The 17,644-nt window shown below is 66.0% G+C and carries 6 protein-coding genes and 1 pseudogene; 6 read left to right on the top strand and 1 reads right to left on the bottom strand.

All coding sequences use genetic code 11. The features are described from left to right. Positions 1–588 precede the first annotated feature (588 nt). Positions 589–828, top strand: a complete 240-nt coding sequence (locus tag AB0C84_RS12240) for a hypothetical protein (RefSeq protein ID WP_361064543.1) — start codon at positions 589–591, stop codon at positions 826–828. Between the two features lie 1,233 nt (positions 829–2,061). Here the strand turns inward: AB0C84_RS12240 and AB0C84_RS12235 are convergent. Continuing rightward, positions 2,062–2,778, bottom strand: a complete 717-nt coding sequence (locus tag AB0C84_RS12235) for a hypothetical protein (protein ID WP_361064540.1) — start codon at positions 2,776–2,778, stop codon at positions 2,062–2,064. Positions 2,779–3,169: 391 nt separating this feature from the next. On the opposite strand from AB0C84_RS12235, the gene AB0C84_RS12230 reads away from it, so the two are divergent. The 5 genes and pseudogenes from AB0C84_RS12230 to AB0C84_RS12210 all read left to right on the top strand — a co-directional run bounded on the left by AB0C84_RS12230 (position 3,170) and on the right by AB0C84_RS12210 (position 17,613). Then, entirely contained in the window at positions 3,170–7,057 is a 3,888-nt protein-coding gene (locus AB0C84_RS12230) for an RICIN domain-containing protein (RefSeq protein WP_361064537.1), read from the top strand. 576 nt (positions 7,058–7,633) lie between these two features. Next, positions 7,634–8,209 (top strand): hypothetical protein, encoded by a 576-nt coding sequence (locus AB0C84_RS12225; protein ID WP_361064534.1) that lies wholly within the window; start codon positions 7,634–7,636, stop codon positions 8,207–8,209. Positions 8,210–8,289: 80 nt separating this feature from the next. Further along, positions 8,290–15,414, top strand: coding sequence for an RHS repeat-associated core domain-containing protein (locus tag AB0C84_RS12220; protein ID WP_361064531.1), 7,125 nt, complete (start codon positions 8,290–8,292; stop codon positions 15,412–15,414). A 1,077-nt stretch (positions 15,415–16,491) separates the two neighbouring features. Next, positions 16,492–16,716, top strand: a pseudogene (locus tag AB0C84_RS12215) (ATP-binding protein); the annotation flags it as partial. A 141-nt stretch (positions 16,717–16,857) separates the two neighbouring features. Beyond that, positions 16,858–17,613 carry a MerR family transcriptional regulator gene (locus AB0C84_RS12210; protein ID WP_361064528.1) on the top strand — a complete coding sequence of 252 codons (756 nt, stop codon included), beginning with the start codon at positions 16,858–16,860 and terminating at the stop codon, positions 17,611–17,613. Positions 17,614–17,644: the final 31 nt, after the last annotated feature.

Genomic DNA, 17,644 nt, shown 5'->3' with positions numbered 1-17,644 from the left:
CTGATCTCCACGACGACGTCGGGGGCCACATGGGTGTAGCGGATCGATCTCTGCGCACTGGCAGGCCCCCAGCCCAGCTCAGCCCGGCCCAGCCCGCTGGCAGCTCAGCAAGCCGGGGATGCCGCTGGCCCGCCGCGGCGACAGGCCCGCGACCCCGAGAACAGGGGGCCGTGTGGCCTTCCACTTCCAGAGCATGCGCGTGGGGCAGCCGTTGTGGCGGCATTTCTGAGAGCTCCGGGCGCCCTCGCCGCGCTCGTGCGTAGGGCCAGGCGTGCGACCGGCGCCGGTCGAGCCACAGCTCCAGTCGAAGTCGCCAACCTTCGGCGAGGGGCGGTGAGCCAGTGGCTGCCTTCGGCCGATCGAGTTGTTAACTCTCGGTTCAGGGGGCGGGTGGTCCCGGGTCCGGTGGCTGATTCTGGTCACATGGGCTACGCGGAGACCAATGTGAGAGTGGGGGAGACCGTCTCCATGGCCTTCCCAAGATGGGGTATGTCGCGGCGTCGAGCATCCTGGGCGGTATGCCGTACTACGGCAGATCTCGGGATGCCATGCTTCGCATCCAGCGCGCCCACCCGCAGGTGGAGCTCTATGCCGTCTGGAGCGGCCCCGGCGAGCCGATCCCGCCCGCACCTGGTTCGGACGCTGTCGGCGTACCGGGGCCGGAGTCTGGTCGAGGATGCGCTGATCGACGTCCTTGCCTTGGCCGACGCGCTTCACCTGCTGGTGCAACTGACCGTGGAAGCGATTGCTGGAGACACCGATGAGGACCGGCTCACTCTCTGGTACGCCGGCACGGGTTCAGTCTGCTCCGCGGCGGACCGAAGCTGATGCATCGCCCGGCGCGGTGACTCGGGGCTGCGTTCCGTCGAATACCGTCCGGCTCCATCATGCGGTGAGCATCTATCCTGTCCCGCCGATGAGGTCCGACGAGCAGAGAGGAGATGGCGTGACTAGCTTCTGAAGAATGGCAGGGAATGCCGTATCTCTTCGAGAAGCGTCCCGGGAGTGGTGTTGCCCTCCCGGACCTCAACCCGGGACGCCGCTCGGCGCGGGAACGATTAGACGTCGATCCCTCGGTGAATGAGTAGCCGCTCAATTAGAGCCCAGAGTGCTCTGGCGCTCATGGCAATACCCAATCGTTCGGCCAGTTCGCGAACGTGACTCTTGTTGTCACGAACTCGATCTTTCATCACCTCTGCCACCTCGTCTCATCTCGATGGGGCCAACCACGGAGGTGGTTGGGCGACCTGCGGGGAGGCTGGAGGTCGCCAGCTTCACGTGGCGCGCCGCGCCAGTTCGATGAGGCCAGGCAAGCTCAGCTTAGGTAGCGCCGGCTCGTAGTGAGGCGAGAACGGCGCTCTTCGCGGTGTTAGTACATTGTTTTGTCCGGGCAGGGCTACTGGTGAGCGGTATTGTCGGCGTGCGGCGCTGACCCTGCCGGTGGTGGTGATGGCAAGCGCGTCGTCCTGGGCGGCAACGAGCCACTGGTGTGGCGGGCCGGGCATGAGTGGCGCATCAGCACGGCCCGCCCAGTCTCCGGCAGCAGATGAGTCGACCTGGCCGCCTGTATACCAGGTGCCCTGGAATCGGAGCAGGAGTTGGCCGCGGTACGCGTCCAGGTCGACATCCTGGCCAGGGGAGACCGACGTTTATGACCTGGCCGAAACCCGTTAAACCCTCAATTGACAAGGACGCGGCGATCGGCGACCTCACCGGCACCTGGAGTGGGGCCAGCATGAGACCGAAGCGGTCCGCTCCCAGCGCTGCTTGGGGACACGCGAGCGGCCCGGGATGCCGCCGTGCAGGACGTCCGGCGCGCCGATGCGTAACGGCAGGGCGCCGCCGAGGCCGCTGAGCGGATGCGCGTGAACGCGACCAGGCCCGAATCGACCCGATCGCCGCGCAGGCTGCCCACCCGTGAAGAGTTGTAGTGAACGCGAGCGGGACGCAGTCCGGGCCGCGGAGACCGAGCAGCGCGAACGCGCCGTCCGGGCCGAGCAGGCTGCTCTGGTGGCCGAATGCCCCTGCCGGCGGCATCAGGCGTGGGCGGTGCCGGGGATATCAGCGGCTGGCTGGATGCGCCGTCCCGTGGATTTCGGCGTAGCGCCGGAAGGCGAACTGGGTGACCATGATCGGTACTGTGAAGATCAGCAGTGCAGCCATGCACATTGCGGTGGTCGCGAGGGCGATCAGTATGGCGTTGATGCAAGTCGCGGCCCACGGGGCCATGTTTGTGTTGATTTGGTGGTGTAGCGCGCTATAGAACGGCGCGCGCTCCGCTCTCATCTGGATCAGTACGGCGATCAGCATGTCGGCGAAGCAGGCCAGCACGGCGACGAGTCCCATCACGGTGAGCAGCAGTTGCCAGGGCAGGGCGAGCGACAGCATCGGGCGGAAGCACGATGCTGCGGCCGCGATGACGAGAAGCCAGCGCACCATCCCGGCCAGGTCGGGAATGCGACCAGCCACGATGTGCCGTAGCGAACCGACAAGCATCCCGGCTGCCGTGACCGCCACGACCTGGAATGCGGAGTGCTCGGCGGGGACGACGCCGAGCGGTGCGTCCAGCGGGGCACCCTGCGGGCCGATCCCGACCAGTAGCGCGTAGCCCATCGCGCTGGCAGTGGCGATCGGCGCGACCTGGTGGTTGCCCGGCATGACTATCCGGAGCAGCTCGCCGAGCGCGATCAATCCACCGAACGCGAGAGCGACCTTCGGCTGGGATGGACCGCCGGTGACCGTGCTGACTGTGCTTAGGATGACCAGCCCGGCGACCACGATCAGCAGCAGCTCCGACAGGTCAAAGGACCGCCAGAAAGCCGTTCGAAAGCCCCTTCCCGGCCACAGATCCCGAAGTCTGCGGATACAAGGGAACTAGGCGTAGCGATTTCCGTGCGACCCGTTACGCAAGGGATCTTTCCATGGCGGCGCCGACCGAAAGACGCGGATGCCCTCACCGTGGTTGGCAGAAGTCGACGGTGATCTAGATCACAAAAGGCCGAAGATGATCACTCTTCCGGTTCGGGGAACGTCGGTTTAGGTTTAGCGCGACTTTAGGCGGACTTTATCTTGCGAGGTCGTTTTGCGCGTCCGTGTTGGTAATGGTTCGCCGTTTCCGTCATGGGTTGTTGACAGACTGTGTCGGCGCCCCAGGGTTCTCTCCGGATTGATGGCGTCCGTCCTGGTGGCCTCGCTGGTATCCGTGCCACCCGCCCCGGTGCGGGCGGACGAGGCCGGCCCGACGCCGACTCCTATCGACGCCGCGCTGGCAAAAGCCAAGGAGACCGGCGATCCGGTAGAAATCGCAGGTCAGACGTCGGAAACGAGAAAACTTTCCGCGCTGCCTGACGGCCAGTTCTCGTTCGAGACGTCGCCGGTCCCGGTTCGTGTGAAACGAGATGGGGTCTTCCACGACGCTGATCTGACCCTGGAGCGGACCGCCGAGGGCGGGTATGCGTCGCGGATGTCGGTCAACGGGGTCACGTTCGGTGCCGGGGGAGACGACGAACTGGCGACGATGACCAAGGATGGGAAGAGTCTGACGCTCACCTGGCCGGGAGCCAGTCTTCCGGCTCCGGTCCTGGAGGGTGAGAGCGCCACGTACGTGGACGGCGGTGGCGCGGGGGTGGACCTGGTGGTCCGGTCGACGCCCACCGGCTGGTCCCACTACGTGGTCGTGAAGACGCCGGAGGCGGCGCGCGATCCCGAGTTGGAGAAGATCGAGTTCGGGGTGAGGGCCTCCGGAGTGCAGTTGAAGGAGCTTTCCGGCGGTCGGCTCGCGGCCGTGGACGAAGCCGGCAACGAGGTTTTCACCGCGCCAGAGCCGTTGATGTGGGAGGGAACCGAGAGCGGCGCCGTCACGCGGACGTCTCCTGAGGCCGTTGCCGCCGGCCCCTCGCCTGAGGCGTCCTCGCAGCCGCTGGGAATCGAGGTCAGTTCGGGGTCGCTGGCGCTGGTACCGCACCGGGAACTGCTGACCGCACCCGACGCCAAGTTTCCGATCGTCCTCGACCCGTCCTGGCAGACATGGAACGGCGGTCGAGAGTCCGACGATGCCCAGGGAACCAAGGGCGCCGGCTGGGCTTACGTCGATCGGACGTGGCCCGACTCCAAGTACTGGAAGCCCGACCGGCTGCCCACCGGGCGGGAAGTCGAGGACTACACCGACAAGCGCTCCTACATTCGGATGGACACCACCCCCATCCACACATGGTCTGGAAGTGTCCAGGTAAAAATCAACTCCGTCGACATCACCCTCGACACCTTGCATGCGTGGTCGTGCGTCACGCGGGACGTGCGCCTGTTCAACGTCGAGCACATCTACTCGACTACCACGTGGAATACGCGGCCGGGTGCTTACATTCCTGACGGCTCCGGTTGGAGTAACAACTTCTTGGCCAGTGCACCAGTGAATGTCGGTCGCCCTGAATGTGGTGACTCCGGAAGCTCCAACGACGTTCACTTCGCCGGGGGCAACCTGACGAGAGTGGTGCAGTGGGCCACCGACCACAAGTGGGACTTCTTCACCATGGGGTTGTTCCCGGACGCGGACTACGACGACACCCACACCTGGAAGGTCATGGATGTCGACCCGCGCATGGTCGTGAAGTTCTCCCGGTACCCCATGCCCACCAAGGACGTCCACATGAGGAACGGTGGGACGACGAAGTACGCGTGCGTGCGGGGGAGCGGCCGCCCTTGGATGGGGGTGTCCAAGGACCGGACGGCCAACGCGTTGATCACTGACTACGACGGCGACAACTCAGGCGGTTTCGATGGTCAGCTCCTGGCCGCGGAGTACGAGTTGGCGCCTCTGGGCAAGCCCGAAGAGAGCTGGAAGCGCTATGTGCCTCCCGGGGACAAGTTTCAGCATGCCGGCTCCGACGGCTACCTCCATGCCTCGTTGACGGTCGTCAAGGGTGACGATTTTCCTGCCACCCCCGATGGTGGAACGAGCTGGATGTGGCGTGTTCGGGGGATGGACGACACGAACCTGTACGGGCCGTGGTCGGAGTGGTGCGAGTACACGGTGGATGCCCGCAGGCCGAACACACCGGCGGTGTCGTCCCCGGAGTATCCAGCCGGAGTGACGTCGGGATATGACTCGGCCGCACGCAAGTACGTGCCAGGCACCTTCACCTTCACGCCCGCCGGTTCGGCCGACGTGGTGAAGTTCCAATACCGGTTCGCCGACGGGGTCGAAGGGACGAAGACGGTCGCGGCCGGGGCATTGTCCACGGTCACCTGGACGCCGACGCGCTTCGGGCCCCAGTGGGTGGAAGTGACCTCCTACGACCGGGCAGGCAACCCGAGCACGGCCAAGAAGTACGAGTTCGGTGTGGAGCAGCCGCCGCGGGACGCCGCCTGGTCGATGGACGAGCCCACCGGCAACGTGGCCGGCGCGGTGGGACCCAGCGGTGCTGCGAATCCGAACGCCGACCTCGTGTTCAGCGGAGGCGCGGCTTTCGGTGAGGCGGGCAACCTCGGCGCGGGCTCGCCGACCGACCGCGCGGTGCGCCTCAACGGTTCGACGCAGTTCGGTGAAGTGAAGCCCTGGACGGACCCCGGCGGCAATCCGGTCACGTTGGTGGACACCAGTCAGCGGTTCATGTTCTCGACGTGGTTGAAGCTCGCCTCCGTTCAGGTGGACCGGGTGGCGATAAGCCAGGCCGCCTCCGACGGGACCGTCTTCGAGCTCGGCTGGATTGTCGGGAAATGGACGTTCAGGCATCGCAAAGCGGACGGCACCGTTCTGACGGCTGCCACGCGGGATATGGCGCAAGCCGGAGATGGGCAGCCATGGACCGCGCACTGGGTTTCTCTGATGGGCGGCTACGACCCGCTCAAGCAAGAACTCTGGCTGCGCACCCAAGCTGAGGGGAGCCGCGAGGTCTGCGTCCCCGACGAGCCATGGAACTGCTCCACCACCCGGGTCATGGCGCCGGAGGTAAAGACGGCCGCCACGACCTGGACGCCGGCGGCCGGCTCCGGGCCCCTGCTGGTCGGCGCGACTCCGAACGGCGCTGCCAAGAGCGCATTCTGGAACGGCTGGATCGACGATTCCCAACTGTGGCCGCTGGCCCACCCCGATGAGTCGGTCCTGAACGTGATCTACACCGAGTCCGTCCAGGACCACGAATTCTCGGGAAAGACGTTGCGCCTGGTGAGCGTCAACTCCGGACACTGCCTGGACGTGGCGGGAGCCGGAACAGAGAACGGCACGAACGTGCAGCAGTGGAACTGCAACGCCCACCCCGCCCAGGACTGGCAGTTCATCGACGCGGGCGATGGCTACTACAAGCTCATCAGTGCCAACAGCGGCAAGTGCCTGGACGTGGACGGAACCGATGGCTCCGGAACCGCCGACGGGCGCAACGTCTGGCAGTACGAATGCAACGGTAGTACTGGCCAGCAGTGGAAGCCGGAGAAGAAGGCCGGCGGATACCTGATCAAGTCGCGGCGGAGCGACAAGTGCCTCGCCGTCGACTCGGCCTCACCGGCCCCCGGCGCGAACGTGCTGCAGTGGTCGTGCGCTGACCCGGTCACCGACGAGCAACTGTGGAACATCACCACATTGAAGCGCCACCACCTCGACGGGATAACGCACCGGCTGCGTGCCGCTAGCACTCAGAAGTGCATGGACGTCGCAAATGGCTCCACCGCCGACCAGGCCCCCGTGGTGCCTTGGGACTGCAATGGCGCAGATCGGCAGAAATGGAAGTTCTCTGATTACGGTGACGGCTACTACATGCTCGCCAACGTCAGCACTCTCAACGGCGACCCGTCGGCGGTCCGATGTCTCGAGGTGGCCGATGCGCAAACGCAGCCCGGTGCCGCCGTCCGGCAGGCCACCTGCGAACCGGGTGCTGAGCACCAACTCTGGAAGGTGGTCGGGGTCGCCGACGACGGCAACCTCGGGTACCGGCTGATCGCCAAGCACAGCGCCATGGTCGCCGACGCCCATGACGAGGGGGCACCCGAAGACGCACGGGTGCTCCAGGCCGCGCCGGGGGAACCGGTACCACCACACCAGATCTGGAAGTTGCAATACCAGTAGTCAGACCTATCGACGAGGCGCCTCCAGTAGGCGGCCGGGCAGCAAGCGCGCTCAACAATTCGCCACTCAGGCGACCGTGCAGGGAATCGATGGGATTGAGTTCGAGTATGAGGAACGCAGTGCCGGTAGTGATGTGCGGCGGGATGCTCGTGGTGGGGCTGGCCGCCCTTCCCGTGCAGGCCGCAGAGGCGGAGATTCCGCAGCGCATCGTGGTCGATCCGGTGGCGACACAGAACTGGGACGCCGATGTCACGGTGACCGGGCAGGTGCAGCAGAACCGGGGTGCGGGCTGGGTGGCGGCGCCGGCAGGCTTGGTGGTGCATTTCGACAGCCCGGATGGAGAACTTCAGGAAACGGCGACGGTGCAGTCCGGCGGCCGGTTCCGTGCGACCTTCTTCCCTGGGCCGGGCAACATCGTTGCGCGGGTGGCCGGCTATGGGCAGGTGACCGAGACATCGGCACGGGTGCTCGGCTGGATCAGCCGGCTGTACGTCGACACTGCTGGGCGACAGGGAGACCAACCCGGTCTACCCGATTCGCGGAAAGGCCTTCGAAGTCCGGCGGACGCTGAAGGCGGTGCGCGGCGAGGCGCTCTCCGCGCGAAAGGTGACGTTGTGGTGGGCGCCCAAGGGCACCTCCGGCTATCCGAAGACCGGCTGGAAGCAAGTCGGTTCCAGTACGACCGACGCCAAAGGCCGGGTGAAGATCAGGGCGACCGCGTGGACGGCCGGGTGGCTGCGCACGAGTTTCGCCGGGGATGCGACATACACCAAGGTCGAGTCGGGCTACCCGTTCCGGGTCTACTACAAGACCGGTTTCGCAGGGTTCAACGCCTCCCCGGAGCCGGCGCGCAAAGGCCAGTATCTGACGCTGAAGGGCCGGTTGATGCGGTGGTCCTCCTCGGCCGGCTGGCAGCCGGTCAAAGGCAAGTGGGTAGGCGCGAAGTACCGCCTCAAGGAACAGACGACCCTGCGGACGCCGTCCTGCACCAACGGCGGGGACGCGACCGACTCGGCCGGCTGGTTCCAGATGCGGTGCAAGACCCCAGCCGACGCCACCTGGATGGCCTACTACCTCAGCCCCTACGCCTCACCTGACACCGGCAAGACCGACCTTCCCACGCAGGCCACCGACTACGTGGACGTCCGGTAACCGTCCGAGCCCCAGTGTGACCGCCCGGCCGGTGACCGTGCCGTGGCAACCGTGGTGCCTTCCAGAGAAATGAGGCGTCAGTGAAGGGTGTGTTGCGTGCGCTGAGCCGGGCGCATGGGCTGATCGCCGCGGTAGCGGTCGCTCTGGCACTGGCGCTGGTGGCCGGGGTGGCCGGTGAGGCGGCGGCCGCAGTGCGGCCCAAATTGTCAGACGACGGCGCCGCACGCCGCCCCGGCACCCAGAAGACGCCCCGCATCAAGGGCAAGGCGCTCAAAGCCCGGACGGGCAAACCCCCCGGCTCGGCGGGAGCACCGATTTCGGCCAAGGCGCCCGCACCGGTATGGCCGGTGCCCGGCGAGGGCACGGCGGACCTGGCAGTCCTTCGCGCCGGCATCAAAGGCAAGGACGCTCAAACGTCCGGAGCCTGGGTGCGGGCAGGCAAGTTGCCGGTGTGGGCGGCAGCACCCACGGCCCGCAAAGGGGAGAGGGCGGTCGCCTCAGCTGTTCCTCCGCGCGTGCGGGTGCGGATGGCCGACCGCAAGACCGCGAAGGCCACGCGCACAGAAACGGTCATGGCGATGTCGGCGCCGCAGGCCGGAAACGTCAAAGTGGGGTTGAGCTACGCCCAGTTCAAGAACGCCCATGGAGGTGACTGGGCCTCCCGGCTGCGTTTGGTGAAGCTGCCGGCCTGCGCGCTCACGAGCCCAGAGCAGACGCGGTGCCAGCAGCGCACGGTGCTGCCCACCGTCAACGACACCAAGACGGCGACGCTGTCGGCCGACGTGGCCGTGGCCGCCGAGCCCGCGCAGGGGGCCGCGCCCACCGCAGGGACCACGACGGTGCTCGCTGCGGAGGCGGGCGCTTCCGGACCGTCCGGCGACTGGGGCGCCACCAGCCTGTCCCCGGCGTCCAACTGGAGCGCGGGCAGCAATACCGGGGAGTTCTCCTGGAACTATCCGATGCGGCTGCCGCCGGTTCCCGGCGAGCTGATGCCCGAGGTCACCATCGGCTACAGCTCGGGGGCCGTGGACGGCAAGACCGCCGCCGACAACTCCCAGGCGTCCTGGATCGGTGACGGTTTCGACTACTGGCCGGGATACATCGAACGCAAGTACAAGCCGTGCATCGATGCCGGCCACGCCTCCGGCGACCTGTGCTGGGGACGCCAGAACGCCGTCCTTTCCCTGAACGGCCGGTCCACCGAACTGCTGTACGACAGCGCCGCCCAGACCTGGCGCCCTCGCAACGATGACGGCTCCACCATCGAGCGGCTGACGGGTGCCACCAATGGCGACCACGATGGCGAGTACTGGAAGCTGACCGATCTGGACGGTGTGGAGTACTTCTTCGGGATCAATCGTCCTGACAACTGGACGAACGGAGAGAAGGAGACCAACTCGGCGTGGACCGTGCCGGTCTTCGGTGACAAATCCGGCGAACCGTGCTACGACAGCGATTTCAAGGACGCATGGTGTCAGAAGGCCTGGCGATGGAATCTCGATCACGTCGTCGACCCGCACAACAACACCATCACTTACTTCTACGGCAAAGAGACCAACAACTACACTCGCTACCAGCAGACGAGCGGTGGCACTAAATATGACTCCGGCGGCTATCTGAGCCGCATCGACTACGGCCAGCGCAAGGGCTCCACCTACGGCACCCCGGCCACCGGACGAGTCCGCTTTACCCTGTCCGACCGGACGGACCTGCCGGACGACCGCATCTGCGACGACGGCGACACCTGCGGATACGCCAAGACCTCGCCGACCTTCTTCAACCGCAAGCGCCTGACGAAGATCACCACCAAGCTCCGCGACAACCAGGTGGCCAGTACCGAAGACCCCGGGTACGCCACCGTTGACATCTGGGATCTAGGGCAGACCTATCAGAACGGCGCGCTCTGGCTGCACACCATCGACCAGACCGGTCATAACGGCGGCGAGACGAAGGCGCCCCGCATCACCCTGTTCGGTCAGCTCATGACCAACCGCGTGGTCACCGGCCGCTCCGGCACCGGCGTCGACGCCCTCCCCGGATACGACCGGCCCCGCCTGGTCGGCGTCGACAACGGCACCGGTGCGACCACCAGCGTCGGCTATTCCGACCCTTATGCCGACCCGACTCCGGCGGGGGACTGCGTCTATTCGGCCGGCAACATGCCCGATCCCAAGCACAACTCCAAACGGTGCTTTCCCGTGAAGTGGGAACAACCCGACGGCAAGCTGATCAACGACTGGTACCACAAGTACGTCGTCGACTACATCATCGAGGCCGACAACACCGGGCAGTCCAGGTCCCAGATCACCAGCTACGCCTATCTCGGCGACGCCGCGTGGCGGTACGCCGAGGACGACGGCATGACCAAGGACAAATGGCGCACCTGGTCGCAGTGGCGCGGCTACACCAAGCTCCGCACCGTCAGCGGTGACGGCCAGAATGGTGAACAGCAGTCCCGCACCGAGACCACCTACGCCCGCGGAATGGACGGCAACTACCAGGGCAAGGGCAACGCCCGGCAAAGCGTCACCGTCACCGACTCCAAGAACCTGCTCGGCGGAATCAGCGACCTCGACCCACTCGCAGGCGCCGTCCTGGAGACCCGTACCTTCAACGGTGCCTTCACCGACGCCGCCGAGACCGAGGCGAACGTGTCGCGGCCCAAATGGACCAAGACCCTCAGCCGCACTTTCCACGACACCAACTCCGACGACGACATTACCGTTGACGGTGGACGCGTCCAGCCGCAGTGGACCCGGGGGCGTTCTCGCAAGGCCGACGGCACCGACTTCAACACCCAGACCACCTACGACTATGACGGTCTCGGCCGCACAGTCGCCGTCGACAACGAAGGCGACATCACCACCTCCGCCGACGACACGTGCTCACGCACCGTCTTTCCCAGCGGCGCTGCGCCGGGCGGCGCGATTCAGTCCCTGCCGATCCGCACCCTCTCCGTCTCCGTCGACTGCGACAACGACGCCAGCCACGAGCCCAACCTGGTCCCCGCCGACATGATCTCCGACGCAAAGATCATTTATGACGGCAAGGGTTACGGCGCCTACCCAACGGTCGGCAACGCCACCAGCACGGAGAAGGTCACCGGCGTCTCGGGCGGTCGCTCCACCATGACGCCCGCCGGCACCACCACCTACGACGGATACGGCCGCGTCCTGCAGGCCACTCAGGTCGGAGACCCCGCCACCACAGGCGACGACCGCATCACCAAATCGACCTACACCGACTCCGCCGAGGGCTGGCTGAAATCCAGCACCCTCACCACGCCGCCCGTCAGCGTAGGAGGCGCGGCGCCCGCCGGATTCACCACGACCATCGAGTACAACCCCGCCCGCGGCATGCCCACCAAGATCACCGACCCCAACGGGCGCGTCGGCGAGGGCCAGTACGACGGGCTGGGACGCCTCATCCGGGCCTGGCTGCCCAACAACACCCGCAACAGCAACCCCGACCGGCCCTCGACCACCTACGCCTACGCCTTCCCCAGCGACGGCAACCCGGTCTCGGTCACCACCAAGACGCTCACCAAGACCAGCCCCCTCACCTACGAGACGTCCGTCGACCTGCTCGACGGCATGCTGCGCCCCCGCCAGTCGCAGAACGAAGCGGCCGGCGGCGGACGGACGATCACCGACACCAAGTACGACAGCCGCGGCCTGGTCGACAAGACCAACGCCGCCTACGTACTGACCGGCAACCCGTCAGGCGTCCTGACCACCGCCGACGACAACCAGGTCCCCAGCCAGACGCTCAGCACCTACGACGGCGCCGAACGAATCCTCACCACCACGCTCTACAGCTTCTCTACCAAGAAGTGGACGACCGCCAACCAGTACGACGGTGAGCGCACCACGGTCGTCCCACCCTCAGGGGCGATGCCCTCGGCCACACTCACCGATGCTCTGGGCCGGACGGTGGAGACGCGCCAGTACAAGACCACCGACCTGGCCGGCCCTTACCTGGCGTCCACTGTCACCTACGACGGGGCGGGGCGTCCGGCCGAGGCCCGCGACGCTGCGGGCAACCTCTGGAAGACCACCTACGACGTCCAGGGCCGCCCGGTCACCGGCAGCAGTCCTGACAAGGGCACCTCGACCGTCACCTACGACTTCTTCGACCAGGTCAGCACCGCCAAGGATGCTCGCGGCGCCACGCTCGGCTACAGCTACGACAACCTTGGCCGTCCACTGGAGGTCAGGAACGGCACGACGCCGCTGACCTCCATGACCTACGACACCGTCCCCTACGCCAAGGGCCTGCCCGCCACCTCGACCCGCCACATCGGCAGCGACAAGTACGTCACTGCGATCACCGGCTATGACGGGCTTTACAACGCCAAGGGGACGACCGTCACGATTCCGGCGTCCGAGGGCGCGCTCGCCGGGACCTACACCACCGCGCAGTCCTACAACTTCAACGGCTCCCCGCTCACCACGTCCTATCCGGCGGTCGGAGGCAGCACAGGACTGCCCGCCGAGGACGTCACCACCGAGTACAACGACGACGGTCTGCCCGAATGGACACACGGCCTGGCCACCTATGTCGCCGACACGGTCTACGACGGTCATGGCGACATCACCCAGCTGGCCATGGCAGCGGTGTCGGACAAGTTCCTCTGGCAGACGTTCGACCGGGACCCGGCCACCAACCGCCTGACTCGCTCCACCGTCAAGCGCCAGTCTTCGACCGCCACCTTCGACCTGGAAACCAAGTACGACTACACCGATGCCGGCTCGATCAGGTCGATCCTGACCAACGCCGCCGGCAAGGCGCCCGACCGCCAGTGCTACACCTACGACTACGCCCAGCGCCTCTCCGAGGCTTGGTCGACCACGAACTCCGACTGCAACGCCGCGCCGACCTCCACCACCATCGGCGGCCCGGCCCCCTACTGGACCAGTTACCAGTACGACGCCACCGGCAACTACGGCGACAAGGTCGGCAACCGCACCAAGGAAGTTCAGCACGCCTTCACCGGCGGACCCACCGCAGACAAGACCCGCACCTACACCTACCCCGCACCTCTCGGCGACGACGGCGCCAACAGCCCCCACGCGCTGAAGTCGCTCAACGAAACCGACGGGACCACCGAGACCACCGCCCTGTACACCTACGACAAGGTCGGCAACACCGTCACCCGCCCCGGCCAGAAACTGGTCTGGGACGTCGAAGGCAACCTGTCCAAGGTCACCGATGACGCGGGCAAGGAACTGGCCAGCTACATCTATGACGCTGCCGGCAACCGCCTGATCCGCAAGGACACCAACGGCAAGACCCTCTACCTGCCCAGCCAGGAAATGAAGGTGTCCCCGAGCGGAACCGTCACCGCGGTCCGCTATTACAGCCACGCCGGTCAGAACGTCGCCTACCGGACGGGCACCTCCAGCTCCACCGTCCAGTTCCTCGTTCCCGACTACCAGGGCAGCGCCGACACCACCGTCAACGCCGTCGACCAGGACAACTGGAGCGTCCGCCGATTCGCCCCGTTCGGCAACGAGCGCAGCAGTCCTATCGGTCTGTGGCCCACACTGATGGACAAGGGCTACGTCGGCGGCACCAAGGACACCACCACCGGCCTCACCCACCTAGGCGCGCGGGAGTACGACCCGGTCACCGGCCGCTTCCTCAGCGCCGACCCCGTCACCGGCGGCGGCGACCCCCTCACCGCCAACGGCTACTCCTACGCCGGCAACAACCCCATCGACCACTCCGACCCCACCGGCCAGTACCGCGACGGCGGCTTCCGGCCAGGGCCCAGCAGCTACGGCAACGACGGACCACGCGAACGCTGGGACAACGCCAACCAGCACCGCAACTCCTTCAGAAGAGGAGGAGGCGGCGGCGTCTACCTCGCGCCACCGCGCGCACCCAGCGGCGGCGGCTGCTGGGTCGGCTGCAACGGCACCGCGAGCCCTAACCCGGTACCGGTCAAGAAGCCCTGCGGCTGGAGCTGCAAGGTCGGCAAGGTCGGCGGCTTCCTGAAGAAACACCAGGCCACCATCGCCGGAATCGCAGCAGGCGGCCTATGCACCGCAATCAGCGGCGGCAGCGCAGTAGTCGGCTGCGCTGCCATCGGCGGATGGGTCTACGGCGTGGTCTCGTACCACCAGAACACCCCATCCGACCAACAAACCCTGCTAGGCGGCTTCAAAGCCGGCATCACCGGAGCAGCAATAGACGCCGGCCTCGCGGTAAGCGGCCTACTGGCCGCCAAAGCCGCGGCACCCGTCCTCAGAAGAGTCGCCCCAAAAATAGTCCAGAAGATCGCAGGCAAGGCGAAGGGCGGCGCCCCGGGCCGTGCGGGCAGCGCGGCAAAGGCGGTACCCGCCGCCGCAAAGAAGGCCGGAAAAGCAGCAGACGACGCTCCTGCCGGAGGCGGAGCAGGCTGCCCGCGCAACAGCTTCGTAGGGGGGACCGCTGTCCTCATGGCCAACGGATCCGCCAAGCCGATCGAAAAGATCAGGCTCGGAGACAAGGTAATGGCCACCGACCCGACTACCGGCAAGACGTCAGCCCGACCGGTCCTCGCCACGATCACCGGCAACGGGACCAAACACCTGGTCGAGCTCACCGTCGACACCGACGGCAAGCGCGGCCACAAGGCTGGCGTTCTGGTCGCCACCGACGGCCACCCCTTCTGGGTGCCCGCAGCCAGCAAATGGATCGTCGCTGGCAAGCTCAAGCCCGGCATGTGGCTCCGCACCAGCGTAGGCACTTATGTCCAACTCACCGCGATCAGAACCTGGACCCAACGCCAGCGGGTCCACAACCTCACCGTCGGCGCCGACCATACGTTCTACGCACTCGCAGGCGCGACAGCGGTCCTGGTTCACAACACCGACCCCTGCAAGATCTCTGGCCCTTACCACAGGGTGAAATCCAGGTCCCAGACAGTCGAGGGAATTCAGCAGATCGTCGACACCGGTCAAGTTTGGGGCAGGACCGCACGTGGTGGATCGCGTCCAGCGGTTCAGGCATACCCTGGCCCACTACCCGAAGGGGCGGTGGGAGTCGAGTTCTACACTGAAGCGGTTCCCTCGGAGTGGGCCTGGACGCGCGCAGGCAGACTGAAGCCTGGCCTAGCGTACGTTCAGTGGCATGTCGGCAACGAGGGGGTTGTCGAATCGATCGACGGTGAATTCGCCCAGATCGATGTCATCATCTCAAGGTTCGCCCTTGGGGAATGAAGTTTCGGGAATGATTAAATGGGCCTTACTGCAATTCCTAACCGAGAGCTTCCGCAGTACGACTGGAAAATGGTTGCTCTAGTTCCCATTCCTTGGCGCGACTTCTCAGCTCGTTGGGAGGTTGACTTCGAAGAAAATGTAGAGTGGGAGGCTCCGGGGCCAGTCGCGCATGCGAGTGCTCGTGGCGATGATTCAGGGGTATGGTACGCATTGGAGCACCACTATGATTACCCTCGCCCTGGCGTATATGTTTTCGTGCCTTCGGGGACCCATAATCCACTCAAGGTGCTAGCTGAAGACCTCGGCTTGCCTGTCGATTTCCTTGTATCGATGCGCGTATAGGTGATCGGGTTGGCTCGCTGGGCTGAAGCGTCGTGCGGGGCGCCCTCGGGCTGGTACTGCGGCCGCAGCACCGCCACGTGGTCCTGGGGAATCGCAAGGCGATCGCACCGCTAAAAGATCAGCGTGGTCGGAAGTACCTCATCGGCTTGCGGAAGGGACGCGTGTTCCTCTCTCGCAGTCGGGGAGCTGCGGGAGCCAGTTTTGGGAGCCACCGCAGTCAGACTCCGATCGACTCAGGTCGACTTGATCAGGGCGTTTGTGCAGGTGAGAGGCTCCCCGTTCGACTTGGATCGACCTAGATCGACTTGTCTGCTTTGCTTCACACCGAAGAGGCCACTGGTTCGAACCCAGTATCGCCACCCCAAGTTTCCGCAGGTCACAGCGTTGCCCGCGGCGCGATCTCGTGTGTCCCGATGACCGCTTCGTAGTCTCGGGAGCCGGCCGGGGAGCCAATGCGTACGCTTCGCAGATTCCCGAAGCGCTCACTTGAACGGTCGTCGGGGTCGGTCGAGAGACTGGCCGCGCGCGGGCTGGAGAGGTCAAGCCTGCGGCTGTCCCCGGCGGAGTCGTTGCCTACGCGCTTGCCTGAAAAACTCTGAGCGGTTCCGGTCGGCCATCCACGATGATGGACCACGTGTCCTTGGCTCAAACTCTGCTGCACAGCGCCCCTTCCCAGGTGACGATCGAATTAGGTCCGTCGCCTGGTAGCGATGGTTCGGCCCCGAGAGCCCCACGCTTGAGTACAAGGCCGACATGAGCACCAGCATCGCCAAGGCCGTGGCCGCGTGGGCCAACACCTATGGCGGTCTGGTTCTGGTCGGTGTCACCGATGACCGCCGCGTCACCCGGCGTCAAAGAGAAGACGCTCGAACGTGTGTCCGAGCACTGCCACGGCGCCATCGAGCCCCATGGGTGCCCGAGATCGTTCCGGTCCCGATGGACGACGACTCAGGCAAGTAAGTCCTGGTCATTCGCGTCGTCCCCGGCGTCGGGCCGCGGCCGTTGCTAGTCGATGGGGCGGCGCCCGTCCGGCACCACAACACCACTCACCCGGCCAGCTGGCAGCAACTCGCCGCGCTGTTCGCAGAAGGCGACACGCGAGTGCAGTCCGACCCGTGGGCCATCCATCGCCCCGACACACCACGTGATTCATTCGGCGGCGCCGACGAGCATGTGAACCTCATCATCTGCTCCGGTCTCAACATCGTCATCGACCCCCGGGCGGCCTGGCGGCCCCTACGCGAGCAAGACGTCGACCAGTTGGCCGACGCGCTGAACCGTTCGGACTGGTCGGCCAGCCACCGGCTTGATTTCAGATGGTGGCGGCTGCAGCATTCGCAAGTTCCACCGCCGCGGGCACAACCGGTCCCGCACGATCAGGCTGCCAGTGGCAGGGACTACCGCCGGGCTGGATCTCAACCCACCCGGTTCCCGTCGAAGCGCTGCTGTCGGCTGAGATGCCGGGCGGCTACGGGCAGACCGCCACCCACCTGCTGGTGCATCTGGACGTCATCATCCGCATTCCGCCGCTACGAGGAGGTCGGCCTCGCCCTGCCCACGGCGCGGTCCCAGGGCGGGTTCCGCCTCTACACGGATGACGACATCGCGCGCCTGCTGGTCATCAAGCGGATGAAGCCGCTCGACTTCACCCTCGAAGAGATGCGCGGCCTGCTGATCATCCCGGATCAGCTCCAATCCGCCGACACCGACGAGGCCACGCGCACCGATCTCACCAAACGCCTGACCGCCTACCGCTCGCTGGTAGAGGAACGCTGCCGGAAGATCCGCGCCCGGATCTCAGACGCCGAACAATTCACGGCGGAACTGGCAATCGAACTGCGCAGGCACCGTCACTAGTGCCGTGCCAGGCAACGCTCGCCCTGCCTGC

The organism is Actinomadura sp. NPDC048955, assembly GCF_040649435.1.
In the GTDB taxonomy this organism is placed as follows: Bacteria; Actinomycetota; Actinomycetes; order Streptosporangiales; family Streptosporangiaceae; genus Spirillospora; species Spirillospora luteofluorescens.
The sequence above is the reverse complement of the archived record's forward strand: the minus strand, read 5'-3'. Positions and strand labels throughout refer to the sequence as shown.

Coding starts and splice junctions, on each gene's coding strand:
- AB0C84_RS12230 (WP_361064537.1), top strand. CDS start 3,170: ATGGCGTCCGTCCTGGTGGCCTCGCTGGTATCCGTGCCACCCGCCCCG.
- AB0C84_RS12240 (WP_361064543.1), top strand. CDS start 589: ATGCCGTCTGGAGCGGCCCCGGCGAGCCGATCCCGCCCGCACCTGGTT.